Source organism: Vibrio sp. CCB-PB317 (genome assembly GCF_022808245.1).
GTDB lineage: Bacteria > Pseudomonadota > Gammaproteobacteria > Enterobacterales > Vibrionaceae > Vibrio > Vibrio diabolicus.
The window spans coordinates 1-16,144 of the sequence record NZ_JALGNU010000001.1 but is presented as its reverse complement, the minus strand read 5'-3'; the positions used below and the strand labels follow the sequence as shown (position 1 = coordinate 16,144).

Sequence of the window (16,144 nt, the reverse complement as noted above, 5' to 3'; positions counted from 1 at the left end):
ACTTTTCTTTCTCTGGATCGCGATATTCGAATCGCTTCAGTCTTGATACAATGGGCCGTCTATAACAAATAACGGAACTTACGGTTACATACATTACTATGGACGGTAAGTTGTTGCTTTATTGTACGCATAAAGCCTCCAATTGAATACTAGTATGAATCAGCCAACATCACTCTATCTTGCTTCTTTATTGGAAGTAGAGTGGCAAAACCCCGACGAATTCGAATTTCCAAATGAATTTGCCAAGCACTGGCTTGAAGAGCAAGGGTCTTTGTCACGTCGTTTAAAGCAACACTGCCAAGCATTAACGGTAGAATTGCTACAAAATCAGATCGTCACTGCGGCGACGTTAAAACAGGACGAAAGCCAGTTATTATCCGAACAAGATTGCTTACTGCGAGAGGTAATTTTGTGTGGTGACAATGATAACTGGGTTATCGGACGGACATTAATTCCTCGCTCAACCTTAGTTGATCAGCAGTATGATTTGGCTCAACAAGGGGATATCCCATTAGGACTAACAGTGTTCAGCGCAGACAACGTTGAGCGAGACTCTTTGCAAATGGGATGGGTAGCCGTACCAGAAGGACGTTTGTTAGCGCGACGCTCAAGGTTGTGGATGAATCACAAACCGATGCTGGTCGCCGAGTTATTCTTATCTAATTCACCAGTTTACGCTAAGGAGACAGTGTAAATGTCCGCAGAAAAAGCCAAAGCATATTGGCAACTGATGCGCATGGATCGCCCGATTGGTTCACTGTTACTGATGTGGCCAACGATTTGGGCGCTAATTATCTCAGCCCAAGGGATGCCGAGTTGGGATGTATTTATCGTGTTTGTATTGGGTGTATTCCTAATGCGTAGCGCGGGGTGCGTGATTAATGATTTTGCTGACCGCAAAGTCGACGGCCATGTAAAACGTACCAAACAACGCCCACTGCCATCAGGGAAAGTGACAGCAAAAGAAGCGATTGGATTATTTTTAGTTTTGGGTATCAGCTCATTCTTGTTAGTGCTGACCATGAACCCGCTGACGATTCAGCTATCCTTCGCTGGCATCGTGTTGGCGTTCATTTATCCATTTATGAAGCGTTACACTCATATTCCACAGCTCTTTTTAGGCTTGGCGTTTAGCTGGGCAATTCCAATGGCGTGGGCTGCACAAACCGGGGAGCTACCACTGATAGTTTGGTTTGTGTTCCTAATTAACGCTTTGTGGACCATTGCGTACGACACTCAATATGCGATGGTCGATCGCGATGATGATTTAAAGATTGGCATTAAATCGACGGCAATTTTGTTTGGTCGTCATGACAAACTCATCATTGGGGTATTGCAACTGATTACGCTCGCGATGTTGGTTTGGTTAGGGCAGTTCTACCAATTAGGACAAAGTTACTACTGGACCCTTTTGATTGCAGCGTCGTTGTTTGTTTATCAGCAGCACTTAATTCGTCACCGTGAGCGGGAGTTGTGCTTTAAGGCTTTCCTCAACAACAACTATGTTGGCATGGTGATAGCGATAGGGTTATTGGTCGCATTTTGGTAAGCGAAGAAATAGCAAAAAGGCATCCGATTGGATGCCTTTTTTCTTATTTTGGAAGAAGGTAAAACGGTTACGACTGAAGTTGATGAATACTCTCTTCGATCGTCAGTTTCACTTCTGGATAAAGCAGAGTGAACAGTAATCGTGCAAATTGCTGCGTTTTCTTCGTGTCACAGTTACCATCGTTATCGAGGTATTTTTGCTGTTTGAGCGTATTGAACATAGCGGTAAACACACCTTTATCGAAGAATTCTGGCGCATTAATACCGTGTAAGCGTCCTAAACGTTGAGCAATATCTTGGCTCTTCTGTTCTAGGTCCGATTTACCGAGCTCTGGGTAAGCAACAAGCAAGTTCATCGCGATAGAGTAGCGCTGCAGTGTTTCCGTGATTGTACGACCTAGCAGAACCAAAGGCTGGTTGTTCGACTGATTGATCTCCAGCTTATCACCATCGAGGCTAATCATTTTCTGATCGGCAAACTCATGCAGTGTTTTAACGACCAATTCATCCAACTCGTCTTCTTGATAGCTTAAGAACAACTCTTTCTTCAAGAATGGGTAGATTTGCGCGACATTCGCTTGAATCTTTTCTACCGAAAGGTTGCGCTGACGAATGATCATCTGAGCAATTAATGATGGCAGAGCAAACAAGTGGATGATGTTATTGCGGTAGTAGGTCATCAGGATTGACTGGCTACGATCCAGCGAAATGATGTCACCCATGCTATCGGTTTCAATCACGAACTTATCAAGTGAAATCGCATGATCGACCAACTCCTCGGCACTTTCGGTAGGGATAGTGGAGGTGCTTGAGTAAGGATTGTTTTTGAGTAGCTTTAAGTAACACTCAATCTGGTTGATCAGCGAGTCACGAGAAAGTGCACGTTGACGAGAAGCAAGCAGTGCGGTTGCACACAAGGTCAACGCGTTTGCCGCCGCTGCATCGTTGATGTGTGTCATCATCTTATTAGCAAGGTCGTTAACCACAGGGTTCATCCATTGTGGTTTGTTACCACCCATGCTGTCGATGTCTTTCGTCCATTCAGGAGCGTGCTCGTTCAAGTATTGGTTGAGCTGAATTGGCTCACCGAAGTTCACATAGCCCAAACCAAAGTTACGCAGTTTACGCAGAGTACGCAGTACAAGCCCTGCGTTTTCTTTCTCTTTGCGTTTGCCACGCAGCTCTTTCGCGTAAGTGCCTACTTCCATTACGTGCTCGTAACCGATGTAGACCGGCACTAGTGTTACTGGGCGGTTTAGACCACGTAGCATTGCTTGGATGGTCATAGCCAGCATACCCGTTTTCGCTTGCAGTAAGCGACCTGTACGTGAACGACCACCCTCACTGAAGTACTCGACTGAATAGCCTTTGGCAAACAGCTCAGCTAGATACTCGCGGAAAATGGTTGAGTACAGTTTGTTACCTTTAAAGCTACGACGAATAAAGAACGCCCCACCGCGACGGAAAAGAGGACCGGCCGGGAAGAAGTTCAGGTTAATGCCTGCCGCAATGTGCGGAGGCACCATGCCTTCATGGTATAAAACGTAAGACAACAGTAGGTAGTCCATGTGACTACGGTGACACGGAACGTACACAATTTCGTGGCCGTCTTGCGCTAAACGACGCACAGTCGAGGCGTTATTGATGTGCAACCCTTGGTACAGCTTTGTCCATAGCCAACTCAGGATGCGGTCGCCGTTTTTCACTAGACCGTAGGAGAAGTCGGCGGCGATTTCATCCATGATGTCGTGGGCTTCTTTACGTGCCTTATCAATCGAGATATTTTTGCTCTTGGCTTCGTCAGCGATCGCCAGTTCAATAGCTGGAGATTTTAATAAACGAGCAAACAACACTTGGCGTTGTGGCAGGTTTGGGCCTGAAGCCGCAAGTTTTTGGCGAGAGAAGTGGATACGCGCCACGCGAGCCAATTTGTGCGCAATTGCGCTGTCGGTACCGTGAGAGTCTGCCATATAACGCAGAGATACCACGGGACTAAAGCGAACCAAGCAGTCGCGTCCTGCTGCTATTACCGCTTTCGCCTTTTGCGGGCCATTCATTGGCTGAAGGTAAGGCTTTTGGTTTTCTTCTTTACCTGGTTTACGACCCCAAAGCACGGTTGCAGGGATCATTTGAACGTCCAACTCACTATCCAGCTTATGCAGTTCCAGTAAGTCAGAGAACAGAGAGACAGAGTCGGTTGGGACATCATTATCGTTGTTCATCACAGTTGGACGCGCAGCGATAAAGACGAAACGGTTCAGCGTTTTGCCATTGATTTCCAGCGGACTGAGCGGGTCAGGCAGACCAAGGCTCATGGCTTGTTTTTGCAGTGTCAGCAAATCCACGTTCGAGCGGAACGGTAGGGCATATACAATCGGCTTAGCGAGGTCGATATTCAGATCTTCAATCGGGTTCGACGGGATTGTGGTGCCCTTTACCAGTACCGATAAAGGTAGTTTTAGTAATGAACGTGAAAATGATTGTCCAGAAGACATAAAGTTCACAGCCTCAATAGGTATTCAAACAGGCCTAACCTTATTTCAGTGTCCGCTTTGCATGTCTTCTATAGAAAAAGAAATGAGTACGGCAAAAGAAATAAGCCTAGGCGATAAAATTTAAGCGCAGCAAGGATACCAGAAACTGGTCAAACCTTTTAATTTTATTGGCTGTAAATTAGTCGAACTCCTAAGTTGTTGCTTTACTTTGATTAACTGAAAAGGCGATGTTTTAAACGCATGAATAATGAACTTGGGCAGCAAACGAAGTGCACTCCACAAATAAATTAAAAAACAACCAATTGGGTTTTCATTTGAGCATTTACTGGATATACTCACAGTTAACTGTATAAAAAGACAGGTGAGACATGAAGCCGTTAACGCCACGCCAACAACAAGTCTTCGATTTGATCAAAAGTAAAATCGATGACACCGGAATGCCACCAACTCGTGCAGAGATTGCGCGTGAGCTTGGCTTCCGCTCTGCGAATGCCGCAGAGGAACACCTAAAAGCGCTTGCTCGTAAGCAAGCAATTGAAATTATCCCAGGTGCATCGCGTGGGATTCGTATCCTACTTGATGACTCTGCCGCTAATGACGAACAGGGCTTGCCTTTGATTGGTCAAGTTGCTGCGGGTGAGCCCATATTGGCTCAGGAACACGTAGAAGCGCATTACCAAGTCGATCCTGCGATGTTCAAACCGCAAGCGGATTTCTTACTTCGTGTAAATGGCGAAAGTATGAAAGACATCGGGATTATGGATGGTGATTTGCTCGCGGTGCATAAGACCCAAGACGTGAGAGATGGTCAAGTTGTCGTTGCGCGTGTTGATGATGATGTGACTGTGAAGCGTTTGGAGCGCAAAGGTTCAACCATATTACTGCATGCTGAGAATGAAGAGTTTGCCCCAATTCAAGTGGACTTAACGTCTCAGCACCTTACGATTGAAGGCTTAGCCGTTGGTATTATTCGCAATACCGATTGGATGTAAGTGTGTTTTAGCAGCCCAGTTCTTCTGGGCTGTTTTGTCTTTTCTCTTCTTTTTGTTCTACTTCCTCTAAAAGCTTGCTTATCATCCTGACCTTGTTTGTTTTGAGCAATTTATAAGCTTGATAATGTAATTGATATTCATTATCATCTATTTCAATGTCTATGTTTTCTCTCTGGCGCAGGAAATGCCCATGTCTCAGTCTAAACATCAAGTTCCTAACCATTTATTAAAACCACTGTTATTGCGTAGCCGTGAAAGCATGGTCGACAATGGCTTGGTGTACGATCCGATAGCTGCTAAAGCGTGTTTGAGCTGTAAGATGGCGCCGGATTGTTTGAGTGGTGATATTGCGCAGAAGCAATTGCTGCACGTGACGCTGACCCAGCTTTGTGACCAGCAGGTTAGTCACTTCTTACAGCAGTATCCCGATGCTTGGATTATCAATGTCGGAGCTGGGCTGGATACCCGCTTTTATCGTTTGGATAATGGACGCTGCCATTGGATAGAGCTGGATGTGACGGAAAATTTGGTATGGCGTCAGCGCTTGTTCCACAAAAATGAACGTTATGAACATCGCTGTGGCAGTGTGGATGAAATGTCGTGGCTAGAGACGTTAGCCATTCCAGAGCAAGCACCGGTGCTCATTTTATGTGAAATGGCACTGCTCGATTGTACAGAGCGTCAAGTCGCGAAATTTATTCAAACCTTGGGTCGACATTTTGTTTCGGCTGAACTGTGTATGGTGCTGGCAGGAGATTTAACGGAAACCAAGTGGGGACAAAAGCTTGGCTCTGATCGTTATGCACATGGCTTTGAAGCGCCCGCAGAACAGATATTGCAATGGTTACCATGGGCACAGTGGGTGAAAGCTTTTTCGCCATTCGATCGATTCTGTTCTCGTTGGAAAGCTTGGCAGCGTTGGCTTAATAAGATTCCAATGTTGAAGCATCGCCTCACGCCAGTCCTCGTTCACATCAAGTGGTAATTGGCTAGTCGTTAAACGCTCAGGTACACTCGTCGATCTTACTGATGAGGTGCCTGTGACAAATTCAATCTTCTCTCCTTTATCTAACCCACAAGTTCATCGCCAGGTCTTAGCTTTAGCGATACCTATGGTGCTGTCGAATATTACTGTTCCATTGCTCGGTTTGGTCGATGCTGCGGTGATTGGTCATCTAGACCACGCTTGGTATTTGGGCGGTGTTGCGTTGGGCAGTACCATGATCAGCGTGACATTTTGGCTGCTTGGTTTTTTGCGTATGTCGACTACTGGGTTGGCAGCGCAGTCCTATGGCGGTGAAGACCGAAAGCAACTTGCCTTGGTGTTTATGCAAGGCTCACTCATGGCGCTGCTCTTTGCGTTAGTCTTCCTTATTGCCCATAACCCGATTGCTGATTTGATCTTTGGTTGGAGTGACGCCAGTGCTGAAGTGAAGCACTACGGTATGCAATATTTCTCTATCCGAGTGTGGAGTGCCCCCGCTGCGCTAATGAACTTTGTGTTGTTGGGGTGGTTGCTCGGAACGCAAAATTCCAAAGCCCCAATGTGGATGGTGATCATCACCAACGTGACTAATATTGCCCTCGATTTGTTGTTTGTGATGGGTTTGGGGTGGAAAGTAGAAGGCGCTGCGCTGGCATCGGTGATTGCTGACTACTCAGGCATGGTTTTTGGTCTCATGTGTGTCTGGAAAACCTGGCGAGAGAGGCAATTACCATCACCTCAAAAGTTGCTAACCAGCACTCATCACGGTTTAGGGCGCTTCGTGAAATTGAATCGCGATATTTTCTTGCGCTCTTTGTGTCTGCAAGCGGCTTTTAGCTTTATGACGTTCCAAGGCGCAAGCTTTGGTGATGAGGTTGTCGCTGCAAATGCGGTACTGATGAGCTTCCTGATGATTATCTCGTATGGCATGGATGGCTTTGCTTATGCAATGGAGGCCATGGTCGGGAAGGCGATTGGCGCCAAAGATAGGCAACAATTGAGTGCATCGCTTGTCGGTACTTTTTTTTGGAGTTTGGCTATTTGCTTAGGACTGACCGCGCTCTTTGGTTTGGCGGGATCGCAGTTGATCGCCATGATCACTTCAATTGAGGCTGTACAACAGCAAGCAGCGGTGTATCTACCTTGGCTGGTGGTGATGCCACTTGCGTCGATGTGGTGCTTTCTATTGGATGGCATTTTTGTCGGTGCAACCAAAGGCAAAGACATGCGCAATAGTATGTTTGTCGCGACCAGCAGTTTCTTCGTTGTCTTTTACTTGTTCGCCGAGTGGGAAAATCACGCGCTGTGGTTTGCAATGACGAGCTTTATGTTGATGCGGGGTATTGGTTTAGGGGTTATCTTTCTCTACCAATGGCGTAAGGATACCTTCCTCGCACAATGTTGATATAAAAACAGCAGGTCCAAGCCTGCTGTTTTTCTGTTTGCTATCAAGAAGCATAGATTAGAACAAGCGGTTCAAACCATTCAATGCAGCGACACGATACGCTTCGGCCATCGTCGGATAGTTGAAGGTGGTATTGACGAAATACTCGATGGTATTCGCTGAGCCTTTTTGCTCCATAATGGCTTGACCGATGTGGATAATTTCCGCGGCACGTTCGCCAAAGCAGTGAATCCCTAAAATTTCTTTGGTTTCACGATGGAACAATATCTTCAAGCTGCCGATGTCTTTCCCTGCGATCTGTGCACGAGCTAGATGCTTGAACGAAGAGCGTCCTACTTCATACGGTACTTTCGCAGCTGTTAGCTCTTGCTCGGTTTTACCCACAGAGCTAATCTCTGGGATGGTGTAGATACCTGTTGGAATATCATCAATCAGATAGTTTTCTGCCTGACCTTTCGTAATGGCTTGTGCGACAAATCGCCCTTGGTCATAAGCGGCGCTTGCAAGGCTAGGGTAACCGATGACATCGCCTACAGCGTAAATGTGCTCAATATCGGTTTGGTAGTTACGGTTTACTTTTAGTTGTCCGCGAGAATCCGCTTCCAGACCCACTGCACCCAAATTCAACTTATCGGTGTTACCTGTTCGACCATTCGCATACAACAAACAGTCCGCCTTCATCTTCTTGCCAGATTGTAGGTGAATAATCACGCCATCTTCTGTGCCTTCGATTTTTTCATAGGTCTCATCATTACGAATTACCACACCGCTGTTCCAGAAGTGGTAAGACAGCGCATCTGACACTTCGTTATCCAAAAACTCCAACAAGCGGTCGCGGGTATTGATAAGGTCGGTTTTCACTCCAAGGCCACGGAAGATAGAAGCGTATTCACAACCGATAACGCCCGCACCGTAAATGATGATATGGCGAGGGTCGTGTTTCAGGCTCAAAATGGAATCACTGTCGTAGATGCGCTCATGCAAGAAATCTACGTCGTTAGGCTGATACGGGCGAGAACCCGTCGCGATGACAAACTTATCCGCAGAATAGATTTCTTCTGTACCGTCGCTTTGCATCACTGCAATTGAGTAGTTATCGATAAATCGCGCAGTTCCGAACAAAAGTGTGCATGAGTTACGGTCATAAAAGCCCTGACGAAGTCGAGTTTGCTTATCAATGACCGATTTAGCATGACCTAAAATGTCAGAAAATGTTGCATGAACGCTGGTGTTGTTTCGACAAAATAACGGGTTGCTATTAAATTCGATGATGCGGCTAACGGCATGACGCAGCGCTTTTGATGGAATAGTACCCCAGTGAGTACAACCGCCGCCGACACTGCTTTCTTTCTCGACAATGGCAACATTCAGTCCCGCTTTGGTTAATCCCATTGCAGCCCCTTCTCCGCCAGGGCCACTACCGATTACGATCACGTCATAGTGATTAACATGCGCCATGATGCCTTCCTTGTTATATTTGCTTAACATTGCTTTAGCGCGATTTTAACTCATTTACTCTATTGGTACACGTCATGCCTGTTAGAGAGTGGAAGTGATCACGCAGAATCGACCAAAAGGATGATTTGGTATGTTGTATGTCTATAAATTGCATCGAGAACATTGCAATTAGATGCATGCCAATAGTAACGTTCTCGGCGCTCAGAGCGAGCGAAGCAACATATCTTTCTCCGTAGGAGCAAATTGCGTTATATTGAGGCTCTTGTACCCTACAGAAAAAGAGCAAGTTAAGAATGAAATCGATGGGAATCCGCGCACAGCAAAAAGAGAAGACACGTCGATCATTGATCGATGCGGCATTTAGTCAATTAAGTGCGGATCGCAGCTTTTCCAGCCTTAGCTTGCGAGAAGTCGCCCGAGAGGCAGGGATTGCACCGACTTCTTTTTACCGTCACTTCAAAGATATGGATGAGCTAGGCTTAACCATGGTTGATGAAGGCGGTTTGCTACTACGTCAACTGATGCGTCAGGCGCGTCAACGTATTGTGAAAGAAGGTAGCGTAATTCGTACCTCGGTCGAAACCTTTATGGAATTCATTGAAAGTAGTCCGAACGTCTTTCGTTTGTTGTTGCGTGAGCGCTCCGGCACTTCTGCTGAATTTCGTACCGCTGTTGCTCGAGAAATCCAGCATTTTGCGGCAGAATTAACCGAGTATTTAATGAGCACCGGCGTGACCAGAGAAGAGGCGTATACTCAAGCAGAAGCGTCTGTGACTTTGGTTTTCAGTTCGGGGGCTGAAGCTTTAGATTTAGATCGACGTGAGCGCGATGAACTCGCCGAGCGATTGATCATGCAATTGCGAATGATAGCCAAAGGGGCCTATTGGTATCGCAAAGAACGTGAACGTAACCGATTAAAAGGCGGGATAGAATAATGTCGAATGGAAATAAATCTGAAAAGAAAACGCTGATTTTGGCACTGGTTGCAGGTATGTGTGGTGATGCTTTGTTGTCATGGTTGACCATGAGTGAAGTATCGTTTTCAATCTTCCCATTGATTGCACTCGTACTGGCTGTACAAGCTCTTTACCAAGAGTACCTAAATAATCCGGTATCAGAAGATATCCCATTAGTTGGCTTGGCGTGTTTCTTCGTAGGTGCGTTTGGCCACTCTGCGTTTATTAAAGCGCAATACCCAGAAGCAGGCTCAAACTTCTTTGCGATCATGGTTTCAATGATCTTACTCGCATGGATTGGTAAGAAGTTAGGTTTTGTCAGCAAGAAGACTTCTGCGGAATAAGCAAAACGAATCAAATTAAAAAAAGCGAGCCATTGAGCTCGCTTTTTTTTTGTATTTGACGCGGTGGGTTACGCTTTACGCTCCAATAGCACGCCCGCTTCCATATGGTGGGTATAAGGGAATTGGTCAAACAGAGCAAAACGCGTCACGTTGTGTGTTTCGCATAGAATGTCCAAGTTCTCTTTTAGAGTCTCAGGGTTACAAGAGATGTACATGATGCGCTCGTAACCTTGCACCATTTTACAAGTATCGACATCCATCCCAGCACGTGGTGGGTCGACAAAAATCGTGTTGCAGTTGTAGCTCTTCAGATCCACACCTGCATCTTGTAGACGACGGAATTCACGCTTACCTTCGATCGCTTGAGTAAATTCCTCTGCTGATAGACGTAAGATTTGTACGTTATCAATCTTATTGGCAGCGATGTTGTACTGTGCAGATACCACAGATGGCTTCGCTAGCTCAGTTGCTAGGACGCGGTCGAAATTCTGTGCCAAGGCCAGCGAGAAGTTACCGTTACCACAGTAAAGTTCTAGTAGGTCGCCAGTGCTTTCTTGGGTGCAGTCGACCGCCCATTCCAGCATCTTCTCTGCGACTTTGCCGTTCGGCTGAGTGAAGCTGTTCTCAACTTGTTGGTAGATGTAGCTCTGACCATTTACATCGAGCTTCTCGATCACGTAGTCGCGGTCTAGGACAATCTTCATCTTACGAGCGCGACCAATGATGTTTAGGTTAAAGCCTTCATCATTTAAACGCTGTTTAAGGGCTTTTGCGTTTTCAATCCACTCTTCATCAAGTTGGCGATGGTAAAGGAGTGAAACCAGAATTTCACCACTTAGCGTCGATAGGAAATCCACCTGGAACAGTTTACGACGTAGTGAGTCGTTGTCTTTCATCGCTTCAACCAATAGTGGCATCAGGTCGTTGATCAGACGGCTTGCTGCAGGAAATTGGTCAACACGGTATTTCTCACGAGTTTCTTGGTTGAACATGATGTAGTAAAGATCTTCGCCTTCATGCCAAACACGGAACTCAGCACGCATGCGGTAGTGCTGCTCTGGTGATTCAAACACTTCCAGTTCTGGCATGTTGTATGGCGCGAACATATCCGTGAGACGTTCGACTTTTTCAGCCAGTTGTTCTTGGTAGCGTTGTGGGTTTACATCAAGAGTAGCCATGATCTTACCTTTTATGGTGCATTCAATTTAAGAGCGCAGATTTTATTCAATCTCAATAGGATGTCCAGTTTTGTACTGGAATTGATTTAAAGATAGTGCGTACAGACAGAGTAGAAAGCAAAATCAATCAAAACGTTACAACTTGTAAGGGCAATATTGGCTGGACAAATAATCAATAGCTGAATAATATTTGCCTCAAGTTGGTGCTATCTAGCAATCTAGATGGCTGAAATGGGAATCTGGTGTGAATCCAGAACTGACGCGCAGCGGTAAAAGAGAACGAACGCTCATCAGACACTGCATTAGTTTATGTGGGAAGTCGAGCAAGTAGGCGGTACACCCGTGCTCTTGAGTCCGAATACCTGCCAACAACTGAGCCATAGCACTGGACTGTCATGATGACAGGGCTCGGAAGGAATTACGCGATTTAGGACAATACAATGAGAAAATCCGCACTGGCGATCACTTTGGCATCGCTGCTTTCACCTGTCTCTTATCTACAGGCCCAAGAAACCTCTACTGACGAAACCATCGTTGTTACTGCAAACCGTTTTGAGCAAGCCGAAAGCCGTACGTTGGCAGATGTCGAAGTGGTTACTCGACAAGACATCGATCGCATTCAAGCGAAAACCCTACCAGATGTATTGCGTCGTCTTACGGGGATTCAAGTTTCACAAAATGGTGGCCGTGGTCAGTTAGCGTCTTTATTTGTTCGTGGAACCAGTTCCGACCAAGTTTTAGTACTGGTTGATGGCGTACGTTTTGCACGAGCAGCGAAGGGCGCTGTGGACTTTAACCAAATCCCACTTACTTACGTTCAACGGATTGAGTACGTGCGTGGTGCGCGTGCGTCACTTTATGGTTCAGAAGCGATTGGTGGCGTGATCAATATCATCACCATTGCGCGTGCTGACGAAGAAGGAACGAAGTTAAGCGCAGGTTTAGGTAGCTTAGATTACCAAGAATTGAGTGTGGCATCTGGCATTAAAGTCACAGAGAGCGGCCAGCTGAATATCGCGCTTGGTAGTGAAAGTGATGATGGTTATAACGTTCGTCCTGTACCGGGAGTTAATGACGGCGATCGCCATGGCTTTGATACAAAGAATGGTCTGCTAGGTTACGTGCATAACTTCAATGACCAGTGGTCTGCATTTGGTAACCTACGTGCTTACGAAAATGTTTATCAATATGACAGCAGCTACGGCAGCCGCGGTTACTACGAAGCAGAAAAAGACGATCTTTCTGTCACTCTGGGCGGTAAGTATCAGTCTGATAATGTAATGTCAGAACTACAAGTAACGGCACAGAAACAGAAGTCTTGGAACTATGAGCAAGCAAAAGGCAAACACTCAGGTACTGAAGATGAACTTGAGCAGCAGAATGTCCAGTGGACCAACAGTTACTTGCTAAACAACAATACGACGTTTGCTGGTGGTATTGATTGGCGTAATGAGTCTTATAAAGACAAGAGTGCGAATAAAACGTTTGATCGTACCAATGGCGCTCTGTTTGGTATGGCAACAACTAGTATTGATAAAGCAATGCTTGAGGGCAGTGCTCGCTTGGATGATAACGAAGAATACGGTAGTGAGTTCACTTACAGTTTAGCGGCTGGTTACCAGTTTGTGCCAGAGTTTGGGGTTAAAGCTTCTTTTGGTACTGCGTTTAAGGCTCCAAACCTATATCAACAGTATGACCCAACGTACGGTGAGAAAGATCTTAAGCCGGAAGAGTCAGATGCTTGGGAGCTAGCATTCAGCGGTGATGTCCAAGGCGTTTTTTGGTCCGTAACGGGTTATGACTATAAAATCACGAATCTTATCGATTACCATCCAACCACATATAAATATTTGAATGTCGATGGTGAAACACATATCCAAGGTGTGGAGCTTGTTGCTGAGTTTGATACAGGGATTGTGCAGCACCAGTTGAGTGCGGATTACAAAGATGCTGAAGACGATAAAGGGCATCAGTTGCAGCGCCGCGCTAAAGAAATGTATAAGTGGAACGCTTTAGTGAGCTTCGATAAAGTGGACTGGTCGGTTAGCTATCAGTACGTCGGTAAGCGTCCAGATGTGGATTACAGCACTTGGCCTTCACAAGATATCACGCTTTCTTCTTACTCGTTGGTTGATACGGCTGTGACTTACTATCCGAATGAGTCGACCTCTATTAGCGCTCGTATCGATAATCTATTTGATGAAGAGTATGAGATGGCAAAAGGTTACCCTGCCGCAGAGCGAGCGTACTATCTCAACGTTGGCTACGAATTCTAATCGTGAATGAGCACAAACCGCCTTCGGGCGGTTTTTAATATTTTGTGGTGGAAAATCGAATGAAGAAACCCAAGCGAGTGGTGATCAGTTGGTCCAGTGGTAAAGATTCGACATTAACGCTTGAGCGCCTTAACGAGAATCCAAATTATCAAGTTGTCGGTTTGTACACGACTTACGTAGGAAAAGAAGTCCCTTTCCAAGCAACTCCGCTTGAAGTCGTACAAATGCAAGCAGACTTACTTGCGCTTCCGCTCATTACTATCGAGCTACCTGAAGTCTTTCCGAGTAACGACATTTATCAATCAACCATCGTTAATGCATTACAAAGTAGTGGTCTGAACATAGAAGCTGTCGCATTTGGTGATATGTTTTGCAATGGCATTGCCGATTACCGACGCAGCTATATTGAACCTGTTGGCTGGGAATGCGTCTTTCCTCTATTAGGGGAGAGCAGCGAAAAACTAGCGATGGAAATCATAGAGCGTGGTATTCAAACGATGTTAATCACCATCGACGGAAGAGTTCTCTCTCCAGAATGGTGTGGTCGCTGGTATGACAAAGCCCTAATAGAGTCATTACCAAGTCAAATTGATCCCTGTGGGGAAAATGGTGAATTTCACACATTGGTTACGTCTTCGCCATCTTTTCAAGGACATATCGAGTTGACGAAGCGAGATGTAGAATCTGGAGATAGATTCAGCCATCAAAGATACCATGCTAAAGCATTGCCAAAACAAATCTAAGCAGTATGATCGCAACGTTTCTGTTCTTTAGGTAAGGCTCGTGCGAGTAGCAAGTAAGAAAAAAGTCCTAGTTTTTGACTCCGGTGTTGGTGGTCTTTCTGTATTCCAAGAGATACATCGCCTATTGCCGCATCTTGACTACTTATACTTATTCGATAATCAGGCTTACCCTTATGGTGAACTCGATCAGGCGGTACTCATTTCACGAGTTAACCAACTGGTCTCTTCATTAGTCGAAGAACACCAAGTCGACATTGTTGTCATTGCTTGTAATACGGCAAGCACCATAGTACTTCCTTCCTTACGTGAAAATCTATCGATTCCCGTTGTTGGTGTTGTCCCTGCGATTAAACCCGCATCGCTTTTGGCATCAAAAGGGGTAGGGCTGATCGCCACTCCGGCGACAGTAACACGCCAATATACTCACGAGTTAATACGAGACTTTGCGCAAGGCAAACCAGTTGAGCTGTTGGGATCAACTCGCTTGGTGGATATGGCCGAAGAGAAGTTGCGAGGCAACAGCGTTTCTCTAGACGAACTGACAAAAATCCTGCTTCCGCTTCGCGATAAAGTAGACGTTGCGGTGCTCGGTTGTACTCACTTCCCTTTAATCAAAGAGGAAATTCATCAAGCTTTGGGTGGGGACGTTACTTTAATTGATTCGGGTGCAGCCATTGCACGTCGAGTAAAAGCATTACTATTAAGTGATGAAATTGAGGATACGGAAGAGGGAAGTAAGTCGATTTATGCCAGTGCAACTCCTTGGCAGGAAGATGCACTGAACATTTGTTTAAAGAAGCTAGGTTTTAATCCTGTTCTGGTTTACCACCATCCGGGTGTTTAGGATCGTTCGCAATTCTCACTTTTAGCGTTCTCTCCATATATTCCTTTTCATTCAGTTTAGCGATAGCTGGCTTGGCATCTGCCGCAGCCATCACGACAAAACCAAACCCTCTTCTTTTTCCAGTGCGCTTATCTTTCATTAAGCGTACTGCATAGACCTGTCCATATTCAGCAAACAAATCGCGAACGTGACTCTCATTGGCCTTATAAGGAAGGTTGCCGACATACAGAGTTTTAGTTGATGGATCCGAGTCTGTTGATTGAATAGAAGGTGTCTGGCTAGAAAATGAAAATAAAAAAGCAGTAGCGATAACACCAATGAGAAAACTCAAGGCTGGTGGGATGGTGACTTGAGAGAAGACGATTCCCCCAACGACGGCCAGCCCAGCACATAAAATCAGATTTTTTTTAGACGTCATTTTAATTACTACACATAGTGATAAAGAGATCGATTGTCCATTAACAGAATAGACACATGAATCTTACGTATATGGTTGGTGTTTTTCCAACCAATTGCTGTGATATGTCTCAAATGTGACGAAGAAATATGCAAATATCACGCTTTTGGCTAACTAATGACCTGTTGAAAGTTTTTTTGCAAAAAACGCTTGTACTAATTTCTCAACTCCCTATACTGCGCATCCACCGACACGGAGTGAGACGAAAGTCACACAGCGAGTCGGAAGTGAGAGAAAAAGAAATTTGAAAAAAATGCTTGACTCTCTCACGGTGCGGAGTAAGATACGCACCCCTAACGACGAGCAACTAAGTTGCTGGATAAGTTAGAAAAGCTCTTTAAAAATATAAACCTATCAATCTGTGTGGGCACTCGTTGATGATAATCCAATTAGAAACTTCGGTTTCAAATTAGGTTTCAATGATACGAAGTGACCATTGAATCTTCGGATTCAGCACAGTCAA

The 16,144-nt window shown here is 45.5% G+C and carries 15 protein-coding genes and 1 riboswitch; of the genes, 10 read left to right on the top strand and 5 right to left on the bottom strand.

The features are described from left to right. Positions 1–154: 154 nt before the first annotated feature. Both MTR11_RS00075 and ubiA read left to right on the top strand, forming a co-directional pair. On the top strand, positions 155–694 hold the full coding sequence (locus MTR11_RS00075; protein ID WP_080955994.1) for a chorismate lyase: 540 nt from the start codon (positions 155–157) through the stop codon (positions 692–694). Next, a complete protein-coding gene (gene ubiA / locus MTR11_RS00070; RefSeq protein ID WP_005393780.1) occupies positions 695–1,549 on the top strand; it encodes a 4-hydroxybenzoate octaprenyltransferase in 855 nt (284 codons plus the stop codon). Positions 1,550–1,616: 67 nt separating this feature from the next. Here the strand turns inward: ubiA and plsB are convergent, their stop codons facing one another. After that, positions 1,617–4,043, bottom strand: coding sequence for a glycerol-3-phosphate 1-O-acyltransferase PlsB (gene plsB, locus MTR11_RS00065; RefSeq protein ID WP_053807606.1), 2,427 nt, complete (start codon positions 4,041–4,043; stop codon positions 1,617–1,619). Between the two features lie 368 nt (positions 4,044–4,411). Here plsB and lexA point away from each other — a divergent pair, with 368 nt between their 5' ends. Further along, positions 4,412–5,035: a transcriptional repressor LexA gene (lexA, locus tag MTR11_RS00060; RefSeq protein ID WP_005393778.1), complete on the top strand. Its 624-nt coding sequence runs from the start codon at positions 4,412–4,414 to the stop codon at positions 5,033–5,035. Positions 5,036–5,042: 7 nt separating this feature from the next. Here lexA and MTR11_RS00055 read toward each other — a convergent pair whose 3' ends face one another. Then, positions 5,043–5,243, bottom strand: coding sequence for a hypothetical protein (locus MTR11_RS00055; protein ID WP_243326846.1), 201 nt, complete (start codon positions 5,241–5,243; stop codon positions 5,043–5,045). Between MTR11_RS00055 and MTR11_RS00050 the strand changes: the two genes are divergently transcribed. Continuing rightward, positions 5,226–6,020 (top strand): class I SAM-dependent methyltransferase, encoded by a 795-nt coding sequence (locus MTR11_RS00050; RefSeq protein ID WP_005393777.1) that lies wholly within the window; start codon positions 5,226–5,228, stop codon positions 6,018–6,020. The genes MTR11_RS00055 and MTR11_RS00050 overlap by 18 nt on opposite strands. A gap of 55 nt (positions 6,021–6,075) precedes the next feature. After that, positions 6,076–7,425, top strand: a complete 1,350-nt coding sequence (gene dinF / locus MTR11_RS00045; RefSeq protein ID WP_243326845.1) for an MATE family efflux transporter DinF — start codon at positions 6,076–6,078, stop codon at positions 7,423–7,425. A 57-nt stretch (positions 7,426–7,482) separates the two neighbouring features. On the opposite strand, the gene sthA is transcribed toward dinF, so the two are convergent. Beyond that, positions 7,483–8,913: a Si-specific NAD(P)(+) transhydrogenase gene (gene sthA / locus MTR11_RS00040; protein WP_005389689.1), complete on the bottom strand. Its 1,431-nt coding sequence runs from the start codon at positions 8,911–8,913 to the stop codon at positions 7,483–7,485. A 263-nt stretch (positions 8,914–9,176) separates the two neighbouring features. On the opposite strand from sthA, the gene fabR reads away from it, so the two are divergent. Both fabR and MTR11_RS00030 read left to right on the top strand, forming a co-directional pair. Next, positions 9,177–9,818, top strand: coding sequence for an HTH-type transcriptional repressor FabR (gene fabR / locus MTR11_RS00035; protein WP_005378632.1), 642 nt, complete (start codon positions 9,177–9,179; stop codon positions 9,816–9,818). Beyond that, positions 9,818–10,183 carry a YijD family membrane protein gene (locus tag MTR11_RS00030; RefSeq protein ID WP_005378634.1) on the top strand — a complete coding sequence of 122 codons (366 nt, stop codon included), beginning with the start codon at positions 9,818–9,820 and terminating at the stop codon, positions 10,181–10,183. The genes fabR and MTR11_RS00030 overlap by 1 nt, the downstream gene beginning before the upstream one ends. A gap of 68 nt (positions 10,184–10,251) precedes the next feature. Here the strand turns inward: MTR11_RS00030 and trmA are convergent, their stop codons facing one another. Continuing rightward, positions 10,252–11,361, bottom strand: coding sequence for a tRNA (uridine(54)-C5)-methyltransferase TrmA (gene trmA, locus MTR11_RS00025; RefSeq protein ID WP_033907263.1), 1,110 nt, complete (start codon positions 11,359–11,361; stop codon positions 10,252–10,254). A gap of 184 nt (positions 11,362–11,545) precedes the next feature. Then, positions 11,546–11,746: riboswitch (cobalamin riboswitch) on the top strand. Positions 11,747–11,801: 55 nt separating this feature from the next. Here trmA and btuB point away from each other — a divergent pair. The 3 genes from btuB to murI are packed head-to-tail and all read left to right on the top strand — an operon-like array spanning position 11,802 to position 15,224. Next, positions 11,802–13,637 carry a TonB-dependent vitamin B12 receptor gene (btuB, locus tag MTR11_RS00020; RefSeq protein WP_243326844.1) on the top strand — a complete coding sequence of 612 codons (1,836 nt, stop codon included), beginning with the start codon at positions 11,802–11,804 and terminating at the stop codon, positions 13,635–13,637. Between the two features lie 59 nt (positions 13,638–13,696). After that, on the top strand, positions 13,697–14,380 hold the full coding sequence (locus MTR11_RS00015) for an adenine nucleotide alpha hydrolase (RefSeq protein WP_243326842.1): 684 nt from the start codon (positions 13,697–13,699) through the stop codon (positions 14,378–14,380). A gap of 40 nt (positions 14,381–14,420) precedes the next feature. Then, on the top strand, positions 14,421–15,224 hold the full coding sequence (murI, locus tag MTR11_RS00010; protein WP_046874611.1) for a glutamate racemase: 804 nt from the start codon (positions 14,421–14,423) through the stop codon (positions 15,222–15,224). On the opposite strand, the gene MTR11_RS00005 is transcribed toward murI, so the two are convergent. Beyond that, complete coding sequence (locus MTR11_RS00005) at positions 15,187–15,642, bottom strand: RNA-binding protein (protein WP_031780357.1); 456 nt, start codon at positions 15,640–15,642, stop codon at positions 15,187–15,189. The two genes, murI and MTR11_RS00005, sit on opposite strands and share 38 nt — an antisense overlap. Positions 15,643–16,144: the final 502 nt, after the last annotated feature.

Bases quoted from the DNA above. Each gene is read 5' to 3' on its own strand.
- MTR11_RS00075 (WP_080955994.1), top strand. From the start codon at position 155: ATGAATCAGCCAACATCACTCTATCTTGCTTCTTTATTGGAAGTAGAG.
- ubiA (WP_005393780.1), top strand. From the start codon at position 695: ATGTCCGCAGAAAAAGCCAAAGCATATTGGCAACTGATGCGCATGGAT.
- plsB (WP_053807606.1), bottom strand. From the start codon at position 4,043: ATGTCTTCTGGACAATCATTTTCACGTTCATTACTAAAACTACCTTTA.
- lexA (WP_005393778.1), top strand. From the start codon at position 4,412: ATGAAGCCGTTAACGCCACGCCAACAACAAGTCTTCGATTTGATCAAA.
- MTR11_RS00050 (WP_005393777.1), top strand. From the start codon at position 5,226: ATGTCTCAGTCTAAACATCAAGTTCCTAACCATTTATTAAAACCACTG.
- MTR11_RS00055 (WP_243326846.1), bottom strand. From the start codon at position 5,243: ATGTTTAGACTGAGACATGGGCATTTCCTGCGCCAGAGAGAAAACATA.
- sthA (WP_005389689.1), bottom strand. From the start codon at position 8,913: ATGTTAAGCAAATATAACAAGGAAGGCATCATGGCGCATGTTAATCAC.
- fabR (WP_005378632.1), top strand. From the start codon at position 9,177: ATGAAATCGATGGGAATCCGCGCACAGCAAAAAGAGAAGACACGTCGA.
- MTR11_RS00030 (WP_005378634.1), top strand. From the start codon at position 9,818: ATGTCGAATGGAAATAAATCTGAAAAGAAAACGCTGATTTTGGCACTG.
- trmA (WP_033907263.1), bottom strand. From the start codon at position 11,361: ATGGCTACTCTTGATGTAAACCCACAACGCTACCAAGAACAACTGGCT.
- btuB (WP_243326844.1), top strand. From the start codon at position 11,802: ATGAGAAAATCCGCACTGGCGATCACTTTGGCATCGCTGCTTTCACCT.
- MTR11_RS00015 (WP_243326842.1), top strand. From the start codon at position 13,697: ATGAAGAAACCCAAGCGAGTGGTGATCAGTTGGTCCAGTGGTAAAGAT.
- MTR11_RS00005 (WP_031780357.1), bottom strand. From the start codon at position 15,642: ATGACGTCTAAAAAAAATCTGATTTTATGTGCTGGGCTGGCCGTCGTT.